This window comes from Nocardioides immobilis (assembly GCF_003515065.1).
Classification (GTDB): domain Bacteria; phylum Actinomycetota; class Actinomycetes; order Propionibacteriales; family Nocardioidaceae; genus Nocardioides; species Nocardioides immobilis.
In genome coordinates, this window is sequence record NZ_QXGH01000055.1 from 1 (window position 1) to 16,683 (window position 16,683).

At 67.3% G+C, this 16,683-nt stretch carries 17 protein-coding genes; 10 read left to right on the top strand and 7 right to left on the bottom strand.

Annotation, left to right across the window (positions count from 1 at the left end; genetic code table 11):
- The first annotated feature begins 559 nt into the window (after positions 1-559).
- The 3 genes from D0Z08_RS30985 (at position 560) to D0Z08_RS30995 (ending at position 2,405) form a co-directional block, all read left to right on the top strand.
- Positions 560-994: an SRPBCC domain-containing protein gene (locus D0Z08_RS30985; protein WP_118929145.1), complete on the top strand. Its 435-nt coding sequence runs from the start codon at positions 560-562 to the stop codon at positions 992-994.
- Positions 995-1,328: 334 nt separating this feature from the next.
- Entirely contained in the window at positions 1,329-1,685 is a 357-nt protein-coding gene (locus D0Z08_RS30990) for an effector-associated constant component EACC1 (protein WP_147381599.1), read from the top strand.
- Positions 1,686-1,997: 312 nt separating this feature from the next.
- Positions 1,998-2,405 carry a hypothetical protein gene (locus tag D0Z08_RS30995; protein WP_118929147.1) on the top strand — a complete coding sequence of 136 codons (408 nt, stop codon included), beginning with the start codon at positions 1,998-2,000 and terminating at the stop codon, positions 2,403-2,405.
- A 358-nt stretch (positions 2,406-2,763) separates the two neighbouring features.
- Here D0Z08_RS30995 and D0Z08_RS31000 read toward each other — a convergent pair whose 3' ends face one another.
- The 4 genes from D0Z08_RS31000 to D0Z08_RS31015 form a co-directional block, all read right to left on the bottom strand.
- On the bottom strand, positions 2,764-3,168 hold the full coding sequence (locus D0Z08_RS31000; protein ID WP_182481604.1) for a hypothetical protein: 405 nt from the start codon (positions 3,166-3,168) through the stop codon (positions 2,764-2,766).
- A 244-nt stretch (positions 3,169-3,412) separates the two neighbouring features.
- Entirely contained in the window at positions 3,413-4,969 is a 1,557-nt protein-coding gene (locus D0Z08_RS31005; RefSeq protein ID WP_118929148.1) for a signal peptidase I, read from the bottom strand.
- A 99-nt stretch (positions 4,970-5,068) separates the two neighbouring features.
- Positions 5,069-5,443 carry a hypothetical protein gene (locus D0Z08_RS31010; protein ID WP_118929149.1) on the bottom strand — a complete coding sequence of 125 codons (375 nt, stop codon included), beginning with the start codon at positions 5,441-5,443 and terminating at the stop codon, positions 5,069-5,071.
- A gap of 87 nt (positions 5,444-5,530) precedes the next feature.
- Positions 5,531-5,908: a hypothetical protein gene (locus D0Z08_RS31015; RefSeq protein ID WP_118929150.1), complete on the bottom strand. Its 378-nt coding sequence runs from the start codon at positions 5,906-5,908 to the stop codon at positions 5,531-5,533.
- Between the two features lie 638 nt (positions 5,909-6,546).
- Between D0Z08_RS31015 and D0Z08_RS32510 the strand changes: the two genes are divergently transcribed.
- Together D0Z08_RS32510 and D0Z08_RS33560 are read left to right on the top strand one after the other, a co-directional pair.
- Positions 6,547-6,714: a hypothetical protein gene (locus D0Z08_RS32510; protein WP_182481605.1), complete on the top strand. Its 168-nt coding sequence runs from the start codon at positions 6,547-6,549 to the stop codon at positions 6,712-6,714.
- Between the two features lie 1,916 nt (positions 6,715-8,630).
- Positions 8,631-8,753 (top strand): hypothetical protein, encoded by a 123-nt coding sequence (locus D0Z08_RS33560; protein WP_281271803.1) that lies wholly within the window; start codon positions 8,631-8,633, stop codon positions 8,751-8,753.
- 10 nt (positions 8,754-8,763) lie between these two features.
- Here the strand turns inward: D0Z08_RS33560 and D0Z08_RS31025 are convergent, their stop codons facing one another.
- A complete protein-coding gene (locus tag D0Z08_RS31025) occupies positions 8,764-10,122 on the bottom strand; it encodes a helix-turn-helix domain-containing protein (protein WP_182481606.1) in 1,359 nt (452 codons plus the stop codon).
- A gap of 135 nt (positions 10,123-10,257) precedes the next feature.
- On the opposite strand from D0Z08_RS31025, the gene D0Z08_RS33565 reads away from it, so the two are divergent.
- The 5 genes from D0Z08_RS33565 to D0Z08_RS31045 all read left to right on the top strand — a co-directional run bounded on the left by D0Z08_RS33565 (position 10,258) and on the right by D0Z08_RS31045 (position 14,661).
- Positions 10,258-10,380, top strand: coding sequence for a hypothetical protein (locus D0Z08_RS33565; RefSeq protein ID WP_281271804.1), 123 nt, complete (start codon positions 10,258-10,260; stop codon positions 10,378-10,380).
- A gap of 225 nt (positions 10,381-10,605) precedes the next feature.
- Positions 10,606-10,935 (top strand): DUF2469 family protein, encoded by a 330-nt coding sequence (locus D0Z08_RS31030; protein ID WP_245994673.1) that lies wholly within the window; start codon positions 10,606-10,608, stop codon positions 10,933-10,935.
- A 175-nt stretch (positions 10,936-11,110) separates the two neighbouring features.
- Positions 11,111-12,913 (top strand): Tad domain-containing protein, encoded by a 1,803-nt coding sequence (locus D0Z08_RS31035; RefSeq protein ID WP_147381600.1) that lies wholly within the window; start codon positions 11,111-11,113, stop codon positions 12,911-12,913.
- 231 nt (positions 12,914-13,144) lie between these two features.
- Positions 13,145-13,318, top strand: coding sequence for a hypothetical protein (locus D0Z08_RS31040; protein ID WP_220454475.1), 174 nt, complete (start codon positions 13,145-13,147; stop codon positions 13,316-13,318).
- A 374-nt stretch (positions 13,319-13,692) separates the two neighbouring features.
- Positions 13,693-14,661, top strand: a complete 969-nt coding sequence (locus tag D0Z08_RS31045) for an ATP-binding protein (protein ID WP_147381601.1) — start codon at positions 13,693-13,695, stop codon at positions 14,659-14,661.
- A 322-nt stretch (positions 14,662-14,983) separates the two neighbouring features.
- Here D0Z08_RS31045 and D0Z08_RS31050 read toward each other — a convergent pair whose 3' ends face one another.
- Together D0Z08_RS31050 and D0Z08_RS31055 are read right to left on the bottom strand one after the other, a co-directional pair.
- Positions 14,984-15,580 carry a TetR/AcrR family transcriptional regulator gene (locus D0Z08_RS31050; protein WP_118929156.1) on the bottom strand — a complete coding sequence of 199 codons (597 nt, stop codon included), beginning with the start codon at positions 15,578-15,580 and terminating at the stop codon, positions 14,984-14,986.
- Between the two features lie 111 nt (positions 15,581-15,691).
- Positions 15,692-16,015 (bottom strand): hypothetical protein, encoded by a 324-nt coding sequence (locus D0Z08_RS31055; RefSeq protein WP_147381602.1) that lies wholly within the window; start codon positions 16,013-16,015, stop codon positions 15,692-15,694.
- Between the last annotated feature and the right edge of the window lie 668 nt (positions 16,016-16,683).

Sequence of the window (16,683 nt, forward strand, 5' to 3'; positions counted from 1 at the left end):
CTTCTACAACCACCAGCGCCGACACAGCGCGGCGGGCATGATGAGCCCGATCAACTACGAGAACACCGCGGCCCCCGACCGGGAAGCCGCATAGGGAAGCCCTCCACGATTCGGGGGGAACCACACTCCCCTCAGTCCCGCCGACATGTCGGGGAGTTCCCCGGCCTCCGTGATGAGGGAGGTCGGGTGCGCGTCGCCTCCGGCCCAGATCCGCCAGGTTCGAGCCGGTGCGTCTTTGAGAGGCGTAGAACGTCGGTTTCTCGCGTATGCCTTTCCGCCACGCTCGCCACACCCGCGTCGTCTGGCAGTGCCGACACGCCATGGCTTTGTCGGGGCCGCTTGCCACCCATCCCGGCATCTCCCGGAACAGGCTGCCCCCAGCTTCACCGCCCCGCTGCGACGGGACGGAGGCGAAGGTCTCTCACCTCCACTCAATCAACAAGCGCCTCACGGCGCACCGGCGGATAGACGCACGTCCGCAGCCTCGCTGAGCGTGGTGGATCGTGTGTCCTCGGCCTCTACCCCCGCGGGACGAATACCCGCCCACTATCGTCACGTCATGGCGATCTACCGAACCACGTTCGCTGTCGAGGCGAGTTCCGACAGGGTGTGGGAGGTCATCAGCGACTTCGACAGCTGGTCGGAGTGGAACCCGTCTGTGCCCTCGATCAAAGGTGACCTCAAGGTCGGCAACACGTGCGCGGTGAAGCTAGTGATGCCGGGCCGCCCGTCGGTGAATGTGAAGGTCAGGCTGACCGCCGTTGACCCGGGTCGCCGCTTGGCCTGGCACGGGAACATCGCCCACGACCGGTTCTTTGCCGGCGACCGGTCGCTCGACATCGAGCCGCAGGCAGACGGCACCGTCTTGGTTACCCACACCGAGGTGGTCACCGGGGCGTTCTTTCCAGTGTTCAAGGCGCTGATGGGCCGGGCCGCCATTCAGGCTCATCACGACAATCTGAACTCGGGACTCAAGCAGCGCGCCCAGCACTGACCGCACTGTTCCGAGTGCCAGCGATCTGGTGGTGGTGCAATGAGCGGGGGTAGAGCCACCTCCACTGGCCGAGACGCGCCCGATGCGCGCGGCGGGTGATGTCGCGGAACCCTCGGCGCCGACTGGCGGCGATAGGACGCAGGTCATTGGGGCGACCGCTGGAGCAGGTCGCCCGCGCGATGACGCCAGCAGATGCGAAGACCGTCGAGCAGGCGATTTGTCGGCGGTCGATGTCAGGATGCGGTTCATGCACCCTCCCTTTCCGCCCGGCTCGCTTGTCGTTGCCATCGGTCCCGGTGGCCGAGCCGGCCAATACATCCAGGTGCGAACGCAGATGGACGCCGCGATGTCGTTGAGCACTTCGCTTCGCGCAGAAGGCATCAAGACCACCTTCTCGATCCAGGAGTCCATCGAGGTTTCAGAATTGGCGGCGTTGGTGGTCTCGATCGGCACCGGACTGGGCGGTGTGGCCGCGGTGCTATCGACCTACCTCAGGCGCCATCAGGACAAAGCAATCCTGGTCGAGCGTGATGGCACGCGGTACGAACTGAAGGGCTTGGACCCGGACGAGATGGAGCGGCAGCTCGATCGGCTGCTAGAACGCGCGGCTGATGATCAGCGCCGAACGGAGCACCTGTACCGCGGCATACCCGGCGCGGAGGATGACATGGACGGTGACCTGGCGCCGTAGCCGGCTCGCGGCGGTACGACGCAACTTTTAAGCTCACCTCAAACACTACAGGGCTTTTAGCTCAACATCGGGAGGGCCCGAGTGTGACCCTGAACGGCAGTTCGCGCGGATGCTGGCGCACCCACGTCGACGTCGAGGCAGGGCGCTCGCGCGGGATCGCCGCTAAGCCGAAGCGCAGGAGTCTCGCGTTCGGTGAGGCCGACCCTCGGACGTCGACCGACTGAGAGCAGATCGGTACCCGGTGTGTAGGCGGCACGGGTACGGAACGGCGTCTGTCTGCGAAGGAGCGGGCGATCCAGGCAAACTGGGCTGGTGGACGTGGAGGAGCACGACCGAGCACTCACCTATCTCATTGCGTCATTGGAAGGAATGGGCGCCCCGGAATTGCTGCAGGCGGTGGTGGCAGCCGGGTCGGATTCGACGTCGACGGGCGGGCAGTTGGTGGCGTCCCTCCGCGCACTTCGGAACAACATCGCGGCATCCGACCGTACGCGCGTCCGCCGAGTGTTGGACGGCCTGAACGCGGTCGCTTCTACAGAGACTGGGGAGCCAATCTCCGGGGTGTACCTGGAATTGACCGAGGCTGAGGCGCGCGCGGCCGGTACTGATCGGCTAGATCTCACGGAAGACGGGGACGACCTCCGGGACCTGCTTGTCCTACTCGATGACCTCATCAGTGAACTGCTTGACGATGGAGCACTAGACCATGGCTCTGAGTGAAGCTCAGTTCCGCGCCCGCTTGGACGCGATCCTATCCGGCTATCAATCCGGTGGCACTGGGTCGAGTGTGATTGCTCCGGGGGCTAAGCAGGGCAAGTTGTACGAACTCTGGGTAGCCGCTGAGGTGCTGCGATGCTTGGCCTTGTACGAGGGCTATACGGCTACCCTCCGCGGTGCCACATCGCTCGTACTTCGCGATCAGGGTGGGCCTATAAGCAGCCGGTACGCGCACTTCGAGCTCGCGCACCCGCGACGACCCGCGCTCGAGACGTGGACGGACATCGAGCTTGTCGGGATGAGTTACGCCTTGGCGCATCCCAAACCAGCATTCACGGGAGCCTTCTACCACGAGCTAGACCTAGTGGTCGTTGATGCTGGGGTCACCGGACGGCCGCGCCATGACCAGATCGTCATCACATTCGATGCCGTGCTCCTTGGTCGCCGTGTTGGCCACCGACAGGATCCGCCACCCGTCGGCCGCCAGCGCGGTCACAAGGGGGTCCTGGACGTTGGCCTCGGTGTGCCACTCCCCCGACACCTCAGTTGGCCGCTCGAGGTCCCGCAGCGGCGCCGCAGCAACTGGGGACGTGAACGCGCTGTGGACCGCCGGCGGCGCGGTGCGCGGCTCGACGTTGCCGGCGACCTCGTGCCCCAGTGCCGCCAGATGCCGGCGGGCGGTGTTGGACACGAACTCCGATCGCGGGATCCCGGCGGCGACTTCGAAAGCCTGGATGACCGGGAACCAGGTGCCGTTGACCCTCACCGCATGCTTTGCGGATTGCGTCGGGCGCGACGTCGGCGAGCCGATTCGTCACGTCCTCGCGGGCCAGCTCCCAGTGGCGGCCGTTGAGGGTGGGATGCCGTCGTCGGCCAGCCGGCGGGCCGAGGGCCCCGCGCGGGGATGCGCGGGGCCCTCGGCTACGGATCGGTCCTTGGGGGGTATGCCGATCCGCTTGGTCTCGTCGGCCGGTGGGGAAGGCCGAGGAGACGACTTGGGGTGTCGTGGGTCAGGTACTGGTCGGGACCGCCGACGTTGTGCTGGTGCTGGTGCTGGCGGGTGAGGGGTTTGTGCTGGTTCGGTAGCGGTAGGTGATGCCGTCGTCGTGGACGATGTAGGTTTCCACGTCGCTGCGGGTCCAGTGCATGACGAGCAGGCCGTACCGTTCGGCGAGCCTGGCCAGTGCGGGGAAGTCGGTGACGTCGATGACCGGCCGGCCGGGTGGGCTGGTCACCGGTTCGACGTGGAGCAGGATCGGGGCGTAGCGACGCTTGATCGCGGCGGCCTCGTTCGTGGACCTGCGTCCGGTCACGAGACCGAGAAGGCCCAGCGTCAGCAGTCCGGTGAGGGCGAGGAGGATCGATGCGGTGCGCAGCGCCGAGACGGACACCTGGTAGTCGCCGATGCCCAAGGTGTTGTCGGCGCGGGTTGCGCGGTCGGTTGCGGTGGTGTCGGCGACGGTCAGCGAAGCGTTGCCTCCGACGAGGGTGAGCTGGGTCGGGGTCAGCGCGAAGGTCAGCCGGGGGGCGAATACGTCGCCGTCGGCGGTGGTGATGGTCGCCACCACGGCGACGTCGACCTGGTCGCTGGGGATTCCGATGGCGTCGGCGGCGGCCTGGGCGCGGGCCTCGAGCCGCTTGGCGTCCAGTTCGACGGTGCCGGTGTAGTCACGGTCGTCGAAGCTGACGGCCTTCTGCAGTGGCATGTGGGAGCGCCAGCCGTTGGCCGTGGAGAGTTCGGCGGCCACGGTGACGGTGCCGGGATCGCCGCGGTAGGAGTAGCGAAGGTCCAGCTCCTCGGTGACCTTGCGGAAGATGGGCGCGGGCGAGGTGACCCGGGTGCTGTCGTAGGCCGGCGAGGGCGGCACCTCGGCGTGGTAGGAGAACCTCATCGTGCGTTCGCTTTGGGCCGTGGCGGTCTCCAGCTCCGTGGTGGGCCGGGTCCAGGAGACGGCGCCGAGCAGCAGGCCGATGGCGCCGGCAATGGAACCGATGGCGACGGTGGTGCGTAGCCACGGTGCCCAACCGGCGGCCCGGCGTGGGGTTCTGGTTGATGCTGCGTGCTGTGACATGGCTCTGCTCTTTCGTCGGTGTCTGCGTCTACGTTTGACGTCGAGTGCGGTGCCGCCGGCGGCCAGCAGGGCGAAGGCCAGCACGCCGAGGACGGCCGGGTGGGTCAGGCGGTCCAGCCAGATCCCACCGGAGGGGATCCGGACCAGTTCCTTGCCGAGGAGTTGTTGCCGGGTGGGTTGTTCGGGGTCGTAGAAGTCGTTGTGGTCGCCCCTGAAGGTGTACCGACCGTCATCGATCGATGTCACCCGGTGCAGGACCATCTGGTGCAGGTCGGCGCTGTCGTAGGCCACGACCTCGCCGACCGCATAGGTGTTCGATGCGCGGACGATGACGAGGTCCCCGTCGCTGATCCGCGGCTCCATACTGTTGCCGGTGGTGGACACCCAGGTTGCGGTCCCGCCGAGCGATGTGGGTGCGAGCAGGACGAAGCCGACGACCAGTACGGCGGTGGCCAGCACCGTCGCGGTCATCCGAGACCAGGTCAACTGCTTCATGTGCCTTCTCTGATTGCTCTGGCGACGGTTCGCCACCCAAGCCGGTGGCGGATGGCTGCAGCCTCACGCGCCCACGCCTCAGACGCCGAGCGACCTGGCTCAGCTGACCGTGACGTGGAATTCGCCGGCCGTGGAGGTGCTGAAGGTGGGCGAGTACGTGCAGGTGGCGGTGTCAAGGGTCGGGGCGGTGTTCAGTGTCACCGTGCACGACTGCAGCGCGGCGGTGCCGAAACCGGCCCTGACCTGATGGCCCGAGTTCAGGTCGGTGGTGAAGGTCAGCGCGGTGGCGTTGATGGTCGTGCCGCCGCCACTCAACGTGTGCTCGATGCCCTGCACGATCGCGCCGGTTACCGCCGAGGTGCCATACCCCGCGACGTTGTCACCGTTGAGCGTGTTGCTGGCCGTGTACGCGCTGTTCGCGCTGATTCCGACCACCACCACAGCGCCGATCACGGCGAGCTTCCTAACCTGCATCGGGTGTTCCTTGCGTGGCCCGGTGTGGTGGGTGCGGGATATGCGCCCGCACCCACCACACTCGTCTCAGGTGTCCAGCCGAGGTGCTCAGCTGACCGTGACGTGGAAGTCCGCGGCGCTGGAGGTGGTCGGAGCGGTGCTGTAGGTGCAGACGGCGGTGTCCTTGGTCGGGGACACGTTCACCGTCACCGTGCACGACTGCAGCGCGGCGGTGCCGAAACCGGCCTTGACCTGGTGGCCGGAGTTCAGGTCGGTGGTGAAAGTCAGCGAGGTCGAAGTGATGGTGGTGCCGTCGCTGCTCAGGGTGTGCTCCATGGCCTCAACCGTGGCGCCGCTGACTGTCGAGCTGCCGTAACCGGCCACGTTGTCGCCACTGAGCGTGTTGCTGGCGGTGAACGCGGATCCAGCGCCAGCGATGGTTCCAGCGGCCGCGACAGCCACGAGGAGCTTGATTGACTTGCGCATTGGGGGTTCTGCCTTTCATTCGAGGTTCTCGGCAAACCCTGCTGGTCCCCGAGACTTGGTACATCCAGTGAGCACCAGCCAGGGGCGGCAAATCCGGTGCTTCGCGACAAATGACTAGACCTGACTAGGAATCCTGGCCGGTCGCCGGAACGGCATCACTACGACGAGGGCCGAACGACTCCCCGTCTGGCTGGGATCGACGGGCGGCGCCACGCGACGGCCGGATTCGGGTAGTCCTCGCGTGTCGGGCCCGGGTCGGTCACGAACCGTTCTTGCGGTGTCCCGGTCAGGGCATGGCGAGCGGAAAGGCGGCGACCCGATCAGGGGGCACGGCAGCGGATCCGTCGGCCGGCAACGACAGATCACGGCCGCGCAGCAGCGCCAGCGCGTTGGCCCCCGTGCCTGTCGAGGGTTCCCACGGCCATCGACATCACCGGTCTAGGCAGTTCGGGGGATCAGGTCGGTGTGTTGAACACACCCGTCTGAGGTCGGTCGGATCGAAAGACCTCTGAAGGCTCAGGACTTCGGGAACGGTCGGAGCTCTCAGGAAGTCTGACCGGCCGGACCAGCATGGTGAATACAACGAGACCACCGCAACGCTGACCGTGAGCAGCTACGCCGCGGGCAGTATGTCGTTCGTGCCAACCGAGGACACCGAGATCAAGGCCAAGGACAGCGACAACTCCGACGGCAGCGACGACCCGATCCTGACCCCGGCTGACCTCCAGCCCGGCCTGGTGGTGGCCGGGGTCGACGTCGATGACGACACCGGCACATTGGATGAGATCAAGATCTACCTGCCCTGACGCCACACCAAACTGAGTGCCCGGCAACCCCTTTTGAGTTGCCGGGCACTCAGCATTGGGACGATCAGCGCTCACGACGGCCGATGCGTCCCCGCTCTTACGGGGTAAATCGCCCTGGGTGTGATGGGTCTGCTGCACGTACCGGTGACTGATCCAGACGATTGCGCGGTGCTGATCCCACGGTTCCGGTCCGACCCATGACTCCGGCTGCTGATCTCTCCGGCGCGGTCCCGCTAGCGCCCTCGGACGACTGTTGGCGGCCACGAGAAATTGCCCAGCGGCGGCCGCATCGACCACGAGTTTGCGCGCTTGTGAGTGCCTCGACCGACAGGGTCCCAGACGACCTGCAAGCGCAATCGTCGATGGGCCTCGATCGCGCCGCACAAACCGCGTCGGCGGGCGTCTCGTCGGCTGGGCGGCGACGGCACCGATGTCGAGCCGTCGGCGCCCGTCTCCGGAGGTGAATCCGGCGTAGTTGAGGGGTATCCGGCGCATTGCGGCCCCAGGAGCGACAGCTGTACGCGCGTCGGCGCAAGTCACCGAGACGTTGCCGACGCGACCGCGCGTGACAGAGCCTCGGAAGGGTGCGCAGCCCTCATCGACGCAAGCTCCAGACACAGCCGGTGGCCGCGAGCGGGCAGCTTCCATGGCCGCGAGTGGGCCGAATCTGGTGACCGCCTCTGGGAGATTTCCGATGGCCGCTGACAGACGACCGACATGGGCGGCGCACGTCCGCGCTCGAACCCCGACCCTTCGGGTCAGTTTTCAACCGGCGCTGACACGAATCGTGCCGGACCGGCGCAGCGCCCTTTTACCACTTGCACTGAGCAGGCGAGGAACGTCTCGCCAACTCGCCAGGCCTCTGTCTCAACCTGAGGCGTGACCATATGGTCGGCTCATGAATACCCAGAGAAGCGATGACGACCTTCTGGATATTCTCGGGGACCTAGCCGCATCGTTACGTGCCATGCATGCACGGCAAGAAGGCCTCCGCGCCAGGATCGGGATGCTCGAGGAGCGGGTCGTATCGTAATACCGGCCTGGCTCGTAACTCGACAAGCAGCCGCTCGCTGAAGTTCCTCCGCGACGAGACCAGGCAGCCGTCCCACTGGGAAGAGAATCTGCCCTCGTCGTCTAACACCGAGGCGCGGGCGCGCGCCGCTCCCGTCCGGATCCCTTTTGTCCGAAACCAGCGTCGCGCCCAGCCGGGGCTGGACCGATGCGCCCCCCGACCCCTCCTTCGGGCGGCTCGACCAGGTCTCCTCAAGGAGTCGTAGAACCTCGGCGGCGGTTGTCAACGGCCAAGTCGTGGTCCCCGCTGAGGGCCATCTGAAAGTCCCACTCTTCGGGGTTGATCAGTTGGTCTTGATGCGGGTTCCTCCCTCTGCTCGGACCTGTGAACCGCCAATGGCAGCACACCGGCCGTCCTGGTAGATCGCCTTCGGACTCCCATTAGGCGCACACATGGTCAGGAGTCCTCCGCGGACGGGGACGGTCACCACGGCGGTCGCCGTGATCGGGAGTGATTGCCTTCACGCTGTCGCTCGTCGTGGTCTTCGTCGGATCGCAAGGGGCGAGCGGCCGGCGCCACTGGGCAACTCTGCTCGGCGCCGCGATCCTGACCGGCCTACGGATCCTCTCCCGCTCGGCCGACCGAGTCGAAAAGTGTGGACCGCCTGTCGGCTCCAACGACAGGCGGTCGAATGCCGGGCGTGGGGGATTCACCCGACAGGGAGGGACGGCGGACCGGGTGTCGGAGCAGTGGGAGGGGACCTTACCCCGTACCGTCCGGGCTGTTCGTCACATCTTGTAGCGAAGCCTAGTCGGTTTGACCACGGGATGTGACGGAATGTGACAGATTTTTCTGGGCTCCACTCCCGGACCCTGACCGATTACTCCGCACCCAGGGATGACTGATGAACAAGACAGCCAAGATGGCGATCGCGGCACTCGTGGCGGCGCTGGCTACCACCGTTGGAATGGCGACGCCGGCCGACGCCAAGCCGGTCTCGACAGACAGGACCGTGTACTGCTGCTGACCCGCTCCGGTCAGCAGCGCGCCGAGTCGTAGCGCCGCACCAGCCGCCGGGCCACGAGCCCGGTGGTGGCTGCGGCGCTTCGATAGGCCTGACGCGCTCCGTCCAGGTCGCCGGCTTCCTCCAGCAGGTCGGCCAGCTCGAACCACAGCTGCGCAGCCGATCTGTCGGCGCCGGCACCGGTGAGGGCGTGTACCGCCTCACGGAAAGCCGTACGCGCCTCTTCGGCCCGCCCGATCGCAGCCAGCGCCTGCCCGCGGACGACGATCGCCGCCGCAACCACCTGGTAGGCACGGTCGCCGGCCATCGCCTGGGCGGCGGCAGCGGTCTGGATCGCACGCTCGGGATCGCCCGCCATCAGGTGGGCCTGGGCGATGGTGACCTCGTTGTGCGCGCGGTCGACCTCGCTTGCGCTGGACGCGGCGAGCTCCTCCCGGGCCCGGGCGAGGTTCTCGAACGCCGTCGCGACATCGGGCGGGTCGAGCTGGAGCTGGAGCTCCCCGAGCTGGACGCGCAGCCGCGCCAGGTTGCGGGCGTCCTGTCCCTCGCTCAGCAGAGCCAACGCGCGGGCCGCCAGAGGCAGCGCTGTCTCGACGTCGCCGCGCTTGGCATAAACGATGCTGGCATTCCAGTAGGCGCCCGCGCGGGCGCGAGGCGTCGCGAGCTCCTCGGCACGCCGGACGGCCTCCGCGCAGATCCGGGCAGCCCGGTGCAGGTCGCCCCGCTCGGTGTGCGCGGCCGCCACGGTGGCGGTCAGCTGGACCGCTTCGTCGGTGGTCTCGAACCCGCTGGCGGAGACCTCTGCCTCGATCCGCTCACCGGTCTCGATCGCCAGGGCCAGGTCACCGGCTTCGCGGTAGCAGCGGCTGAGGGCGATGCCGGTCCTGATCAGCAGGAGGCCCGATGTCTCCGAGGCCAGGGTCTCGAGCTCGGTGATCGCCCCTTCCAGATCGCCGAGCGTCTCCAGCGCCCGCGCCAGGAGATAGCGGCCGCGGTGCGCGAGCTTGGCCAGCGATGCTTCCTCGGCGCGCGCCAGCTGTTCCCGCGCCTGACGCTCGGCGTCGACGGCCTCGCCGTGCTCGAGCGCGAGCTCGGCGTAGTCGAGGCCGAGCCGGATCTCGTCGTACTCGCTCGCGGTCACGCCCTGGAGCAGCTGCTCGACGGGCGTATCGAGTCGGCTGGCCAGGTACGTCAGCACGGCAAGGCTGGGGCGTCGCGCGCCGCTCTCGATCCGAGAGACGTAGCCGACCGAGATCTCGTCACCGGCCAGCTCGGCCTGGGTCCAGCCGCGGGCGAGTCGCGCGGCGCGCACCCGGGGTCCGAGTTCGGTCAGGTCGACGAGGCGCAGCAGCGCGGCGTTGCTCGGGTTCATGTGCGGCATTGTGACAAACCCACACCGGATCGCGGGCAAAATCGGGTCAATTGTCCTGACCATCTTGCGAATGTCAGAGTTTGCCTAAGGCAACTGACAAACGTCGGTGTCGTGTCAAGTTGGAGCGACGCCCTCATGGCATCGCGGGCGAGCCGCGCGATCATCACGATCGTCACCATCCTGATCTTCGACGTCGCGTTCGGGCTCGAGAACGACGACAGGCACTACCGCTGGATCCCCTATCGGCCCCTGGACTGACAGATCCCGGTCTGGCGGCACAACTTCGTGAACGCGTTGAAGGTGTGCGGGTACCAAGCAGCAGTCGGTGTGGCAGATGACACGCTCGGGCCGGCTCGTCGCCGGCAGATCGCGACCTTCCCGCCCCGCGGGCGTCGCCGGCCATCTTGATCGCCGCGCACGCCAGCTCCGGGTCGGGGGTGCAGACCGGTCGCGGCGCCGAGCAGACGCCACGAGTACAGGTCAATGACCGTGGCCCGCCCCAATCTCGGGCCACGACCATCAGTGCCGGCGGGGACCTCCGCAAGGCCACCCACCCACCTCGCGCGGACCGGTCGGCCGCGAGTCCCGCCTCAGCAGTACGTCACCGGGGCCATCGCCCGGTTCTACCGCTGCAACTCCGTCGACGTGCGGGCTCGCACCGAGGCCGGCGAAGACTTCTTCGAGGTCACGATCAGCGACGGGTGGGTGGGGGGCATGCACCGCCCCGCCCGGTTCGCGAACAACGTCAAGGCCCTGACATCAAGGACGTCGACGTCGAGGAGATCGCCACTTCGCACATCGGGCCGCCGATGAGGTGACAGCAGTGCTTTGGCAAGACGTGACTCGAATTGACTATGTCTCCTCGGTCGTTCGGCCGGATGTGCCTCTTGTTGCGACTTGTTGTGACTCGACGGGCGCTGTTCTCGCTAGGGTTTTTTCTCGTGGCCGTCGTCGGACGGTGCGGGACGAGGCTTGGGAGGGCCGTCTGGTGAGGGATCAGTTGGACGGTCGACGGCTGCCCGGGCCGCGGCCAGACGCGAGCCGCTGGTTCGGATGCAGGCGTGGGAGGGACGAGCGGGGCGCGGTCGCGCTCTTCAGCGTGTTCATCCTCGGCGTCCTGATGGGCGTCGCCGCGCTCGTCGTCGATCTCGGGATGGAGCGGGTGACGCGCGCGGACCTGCAGGCGTTGGCCGACGTGGTGGCGCTGGACCTTGCCCGGGAGATCCACGACGATCGGACACAGGCAGACCTCTCGGCCGAGGGGGACTGGAGCAGCTCATCGAGTGCGGTTCGCGAAAGCGCCGCACGCAACCCCGACGTCTTCGGTGAGAACCTGCGCATCGAGGTCGACTGGGGCTCCTACGACGAGGGAGTCTGGGACACCGCCACCGACCCGCCGTCGGCGGTGTGGGTGACGGTGAGCGCCGACACCGACTACGCGGTGGCGTCCGGTTCGGGCGATGTGACCCGGTCGGCGTACGCCGTCGCGTCGAGCTCGGCGTGCTACCGGCTCGGCTCGTTCACAGCTGCCATCCGCTCGGACGACAGCACCGTCCTCAAGCCGCTCAACCACCTGCTGGGGGTCAACCTCGACCTGGCCAGCTACCGGGCGCTGGCGGACGCCAAGGTCACCCTCGGCGACCTCGCCTCGGCGTCGAGGATCGGCAGCCCCGAGAAGCTGCTCACCGGAACGGTGACCTACGCCGACCTGATCCTCGACATGGTGGACGTCCTGTCGAACGCCCCTGGCTCGAATGCGGCCGCGATCGACGCGCTCAAGGCGATCCATGCGGTCGCGGGGCCGATCGGGTCGATCGCCCTCGGCGACGTGCTGCACGTGGCGCCGACCGACCGGGCTGCGCTCGACATCGCGCTCAACGTGCTCGACATCGTGGGCGCCGCGCGGCTCGCGACCGGGGAGCACTTCCTCAAGGTCGAGAACATCCAGGCTGGCGTGCCGGGCGTCGGCTACCAGTTCACCGGGGGCATCGCGCTGGTCTCCGCCGCCCAGCTCGCGTGCGGCAAGCCGAACTCGCCCGAGAGCGTGGCACGCAACGCCCAGCTCAACGGCACCCTCGGCATCGCCTTCGTCAACCTTCCGAGCCTCAACGTCCCTGGCGTGGGGACCCTCCAGACCGACAAGGGGACGGGCAGTCTCGCGGTCAACCTGGCCGACGGGTATGGCCAATTGGTCGCGCCACCGGCGGTCCACTGCGGCGACGGCACAGCAGCGAACCCCCACACCTACTCGGTCAGGGTGCAGACCCAGCCAGCGTCGTACTCGCTCGGCTCGGAGCTGCAGGTGAACGGCGACGTCCAGGTCGGGAACCTCCAGGACCTCGGACTCGCAGAGCTGCTGAAGGCGTTGTTCGGGGACCTGAAGAGGAACGACAAGCTGACGGTGGACGTGAAGGTGCGGCTCGACGTCACCACCACCGACCCCGGGGGTGCGGACACGGTGAACCTGCAGATGCCGCCCAACGACGAGACTCCTGTGGAGACGGGTAGCGCCGTCTACCTCGACCCGAGGAATGTCGTGCCGACCGTGACCGAGGTCACGATCGGCGGCAAGACGATATCGCTCATCGACGCCAAGCCACTCACCGACACGATCGTCAACGAGCTGACCACAGCCGGCAACGCGTTCGTGTCGAAGACCCTGGTACCGCTCATCGACAACATCAACAACATGCTCATCGGCCCGGTGGCGCGGATGGTCGGGCTCCGGTTCGGTGGCGCCGACGTCTATGCCGCCGGCGCGGTCTGCGCGAAGCCCGAGCTCTGGGGATGACCCCCGACCCTCCCACAGTTGACCACGTCGAAAGTACGCCTCCGGGCGTGGTGATCCCTGGGATCACCAAATCCGGTCGGACCACGTTCCATCGCTTCTGGAGCTTGACGACTTCCTCGTTCGGTCACCGGTCTGCCTCTGACTTCGACGAGGGGTCCCGGCGATCTAGAACCCAACCAGGTCCGGTGTGCCTGACCGGAATGGAGAGTGGTTGTGGTGTCGGATCGGACCGTGACCGGGAGGAAACCCCGGCGGCGGCTGACGACGTCGCAGAAGTACCAGATCTTCGTGTCGGCGTTGACCGGGCAGGCCACCGAGCGCGAGGAGATTGAGCGGCTGCACGCCACCATCGCCGAGCAGGCGATCGCGCTGCATCTGCACGAGGGAAGGGTGTCCTGGGACTGAATGACGCCGTACGGGCCTCCACCGACCTCGGACAGCCACCGCACCGACCACGCCCGCGCCACCGACATCACAGGACCGACGATGACCAAAGAGGACTATTCCGGTAGCCACCTGAAAGGCAACGGCGAGTGGACCATCACCAGCGGGAGTCTCTCCCGCTGCGCAGGGACGGCCTGGTGCCGATGTAGGGCGGGTGCCACGGCGCACGCAGCCGCCCCATCGGTGAGCGGCCCGCACACGCGCCGGTGGCAGCAAGCCGGCAGTCCTGGCGGTCGCCCGACAGTTCCGGCCTGGGGAGGAGAGTCGAACCTGCTCGATCCGTATGCGGGCACCGGCGGACGTCGCCGGAAGGCGCCGCAGGGCACAATGTCTCCATGATGTCCGCGCCGCGCGGTGGCAATCCCGAGCTGCGGGTTCGTCTCGCCGCGGAGGTCTCCAGCGTCCCCGGTGCGCGGAGGTTCGTCACGGACGGGCTCTTGGACTGGGGCCGCGAGCACCTCGTCGACGATGCTGCGCTGTGCGTCACCGAGATGGCGGCGAACTCCGCTCTGCATAGCGGCAGTGCCTACATGCACGTCGGGATGATCGATCTCGAGCCGGCCGTGCGGCTCAGCGTCGAGGATGCCGGCGGGCTGGTCCCGGTTCCGGCGGTGGCCCCGCCTCCGGTGCTGAGGGGCGGCGACGTACCGCCAGTCGAGGCGCTGGGTACCACGGGGCGCGGGCTGGCGATCGTTTCGGTGCTGGCGGAGTCCTGGGGGATCGAGGAGCGCGCCGACCGACGGCGGATCTGGGCCAACCTCGCCGGTGATGGCGTCGAGCACGAGGTCCGGCCGCCGATGGTGGATATCCGTGGCGCGACGACGCCGGAGACGGACGTCCTGCCCGCGGGCTGGGCGAGGGTGCGGATGCTCCGGTGCCCGGTGCAACTCGGGCTTCGCGTCGACCGGCGGCTCGACGACCTGATCCGGGAGCTGCAGCTCATCGACTCCGACGTGGGCGCGACCCCGCCACGAGAGCTGGGCCGGCTCATCGAGCGGCTGGTGACGCGGCCGGCCTTCGCGCGGCATATGGGCCGCCGGATCGCGCTAGATGCTGCGGCGGCGGGGCTGGAGTACGTCGACATCGAGATGACGCTTCCTCGCGATCTGGCCTCGAGTGTGCGCGAGCTCCTGGTCGCCGACAACTTGGCAGATGAGATCTGCGAGACCCATCATCTGCTGACCCCGCGGTCCACGCCGGAGATGGTGTCGCTCCGCACCTGGATGACCGAGTGCATCGTCACCCAGGCGGAGCGCGGCGCCACGCCCGTGCCCTACGGCGAGTGGTTGCGGCAGAGCGGGTGAGACCAAAACCTCACCCCGATCCCTCGGAGTGGGCAGCGCGACTTCTCCGCCGGCAAGATCGCACGAGCCGCCCCACGGTCAGAACCGCCTAGGTCAGTCAACCTCGGGACCCGCACTGGCTGCCGGCGGCCAGCCGGGAGCCCGACTGACACTCGCTGCTGAATCCCTCGCATCCCCCGGGCGAACCGGCGCAGCACACTTACGCAGGTGACAACGCCCTCGACAACCGGGGACCCAACGGGGTCAGGTGGGCGCTGTCCGCGGCACTCGGAGATCCGGTCCGAACGGTCCGTCCCAGTGCCGGGAGGGAACCGACGTAAGGTCAGGCCGAGGTGTGCTCCGGCTCGAACACGTCGTCGATGTGCCGGGCCAGCCGTTCGAGCACCTGCCGGGCTCTCTCGTCGTCGCGGCGCACCAGCCAGTCCAGGGTCAATCCGTCGAGCAAAGCGGCGCAGTAACGGCCGACCACCTCTAGCGGCTCCCCGGACGGGCTGCCGATCACCTCCAGAATGGCGGTGAGGGCGTCCGCGTAGTGGTCGTACTGGTCGCGCGCGACATGGGCGTACCCCGGCTTCCGCAGGCAGTACTGCGTGAGCTCGTAGGTGAGCAGGTGCTCCTTGGGGTGCGAGGTCACGTGCAACCAGTAAGCCTCGAGGCCGGCGCGGATCATCTCGGCGGGGCTCGCGCCCGGTCGGAAGGACTCCTCGGCGAGGTTGACCGTCGTGCTTACCAGGGTCTTGATCACGGCGTCGAGCAGCTCCTGCTTGGAGCCGAAGCAGTAGTGGAAGACACTCAGCGACGTCTCCGCCTCGGCCGTGATCGCCCGAGTCGTCGCCTTCTGCACGCCCTCCCGGGTCATCACCGCGATCGCGGCGTCGACCAGTTGCTGGCGCCGCTGCGCCAGGGGCATCCTCGTCATTCGGTCCTCCTCGGCCTCTAGTCGTGCCAACGGGTCGGGCTCCAAGATCGTGTTCGGCCACGCAGATGGACGACGACTCCCCCTGCCCGGCACAGGGGTCCGGCCGACGTGTCAATCGCGTCCAGAATGATCCAAGGCGGAACGCTCACCGCGGTGCAGTGCGGTCTGTTGGCCGCTCGACTGCGTGACGGCCTCCGCGATGAGGCGCTCACGAAGCCCTGCCACGAACGCCGGGCGGGCGGAGATTTTCGGCACCACCGTCAAGGCCGCGACGACCCTCAGCAACCGTTCGAGTGAAAGCTCCTCTGCGGCTTCCTCGAAGAACCGCGTGCCACGTCCCTCCTGCGCCTCGTGCCAGTCGCGGTGGAAGACCATCAGAGCCCGGGGCATGACGGCACCGCAGATATTGCAACTCGGGCCCGAGAACTCCGTCACGAAAGGCAAATCTAATGGACGTAAGCCATGCAGTGCCGAGATACCGGTCGGTAGCCGGCAACGCGCTAGTTGGTTGCGCCGCCTTGCGGTAGTCCGCACCTCCCGCGCGTCTCGAGTGGGTACTTCGCTCGACGACGAAGCTGAGACGCCCGTTAGGGTCGTTTGTCCTGGATTCGGTCGAATGTCCTGAAGGTTGAATTCCAGCCCATTGTCCCAATGGTTTCGGATTCGGTCGTTTGTCCTGAAATCGCGCCGAACGTATACCGCAGGACAGCATCCGCGTCATTGACCGGCGTCAATGTCGGCTCGTAGCCGGCCCCCGCAGTGGTCTAGTACGTGTACCCGTCTCCCGCGGTCAGCTTGTGCACACCCATCACATCGCAGATAAGCAACCGCGGCGGGTGCGTTTCGGACACCTCCCGAGCACGAATGTCGGCGGACGTACATCGTTGAGGGCGAGAATTGTTTGGGGTTCTGTCGAGGTGGTGCCGGTAAGGGGCGGCGTTTGAGGGCTCTTCACCGTTGAGGGTGTACGGAGTGTGACTGTGGTTCCCCCCGAATCGTGGAGGGCTTCCCTATGCGGCTTCCCGGTCGGGGGCCGCGGTGTTCTCGTAGTTGATCGGGCTCATCATGCCCGCCGCGCTGTGTCGGCGCTGGTGGTTGTAGAA

What these genes read in the sequence shown, in the direction of transcription:
- D0Z08_RS31005 (WP_118929148.1), bottom strand. Translation starts at nt 4,969, where the DNA reads ATGAAGCAGTTGACCTGGTCTCGGATGACCGCGACGGTGCTGGCCACC.
- D0Z08_RS30985 (WP_118929145.1), top strand. Translation starts at nt 560, where the DNA reads ATGGCGATCTACCGAACCACGTTCGCTGTCGAGGCGAGTTCCGACAGG.
- D0Z08_RS31045 (WP_147381601.1), top strand. Translation starts at nt 13,693, where the DNA reads ATGATGTCCGCGCCGCGCGGTGGCAATCCCGAGCTGCGGGTTCGTCTC.
- D0Z08_RS30990 (WP_147381599.1), top strand. Translation starts at nt 1,329, where the DNA reads ATGGACGCCGCGATGTCGTTGAGCACTTCGCTTCGCGCAGAAGGCATC.
- D0Z08_RS31030 (WP_245994673.1), top strand. Translation starts at nt 10,606, where the DNA reads ATGACCGTGGCCCGCCCCAATCTCGGGCCACGACCATCAGTGCCGGCG.
- D0Z08_RS33560 (WP_281271803.1), top strand. Translation starts at nt 8,631, where the DNA reads ATGAACAAGACAGCCAAGATGGCGATCGCGGCACTCGTGGCGGCGCTG.
- D0Z08_RS33565 (WP_281271804.1), top strand. Translation starts at nt 10,258, where the DNA reads ATGGCATCGCGGGCGAGCCGCGCGATCATCACGATCGTCACCATCCTG.
- D0Z08_RS31015 (WP_118929150.1), bottom strand. Translation starts at nt 5,908, where the DNA reads ATGCGCAAGTCAATCAAGCTCCTCGTGGCTGTCGCGGCCGCTGGAACC.
- D0Z08_RS31050 (WP_118929156.1), bottom strand. Translation starts at nt 15,580, where the DNA reads ATGACGAGGATGCCCCTGGCGCAGCGGCGCCAGCAACTGGTCGACGCC.
- D0Z08_RS31010 (WP_118929149.1), bottom strand. Translation starts at nt 5,443, where the DNA reads ATGCAGGTTAGGAAGCTCGCCGTGATCGGCGCTGTGGTGGTGGTCGGA.
- D0Z08_RS31025 (WP_182481606.1), bottom strand. Translation starts at nt 10,122, where the DNA reads ATGAACCCGAGCAACGCCGCGCTGCTGCGCCTCGTCGACCTGACCGAA.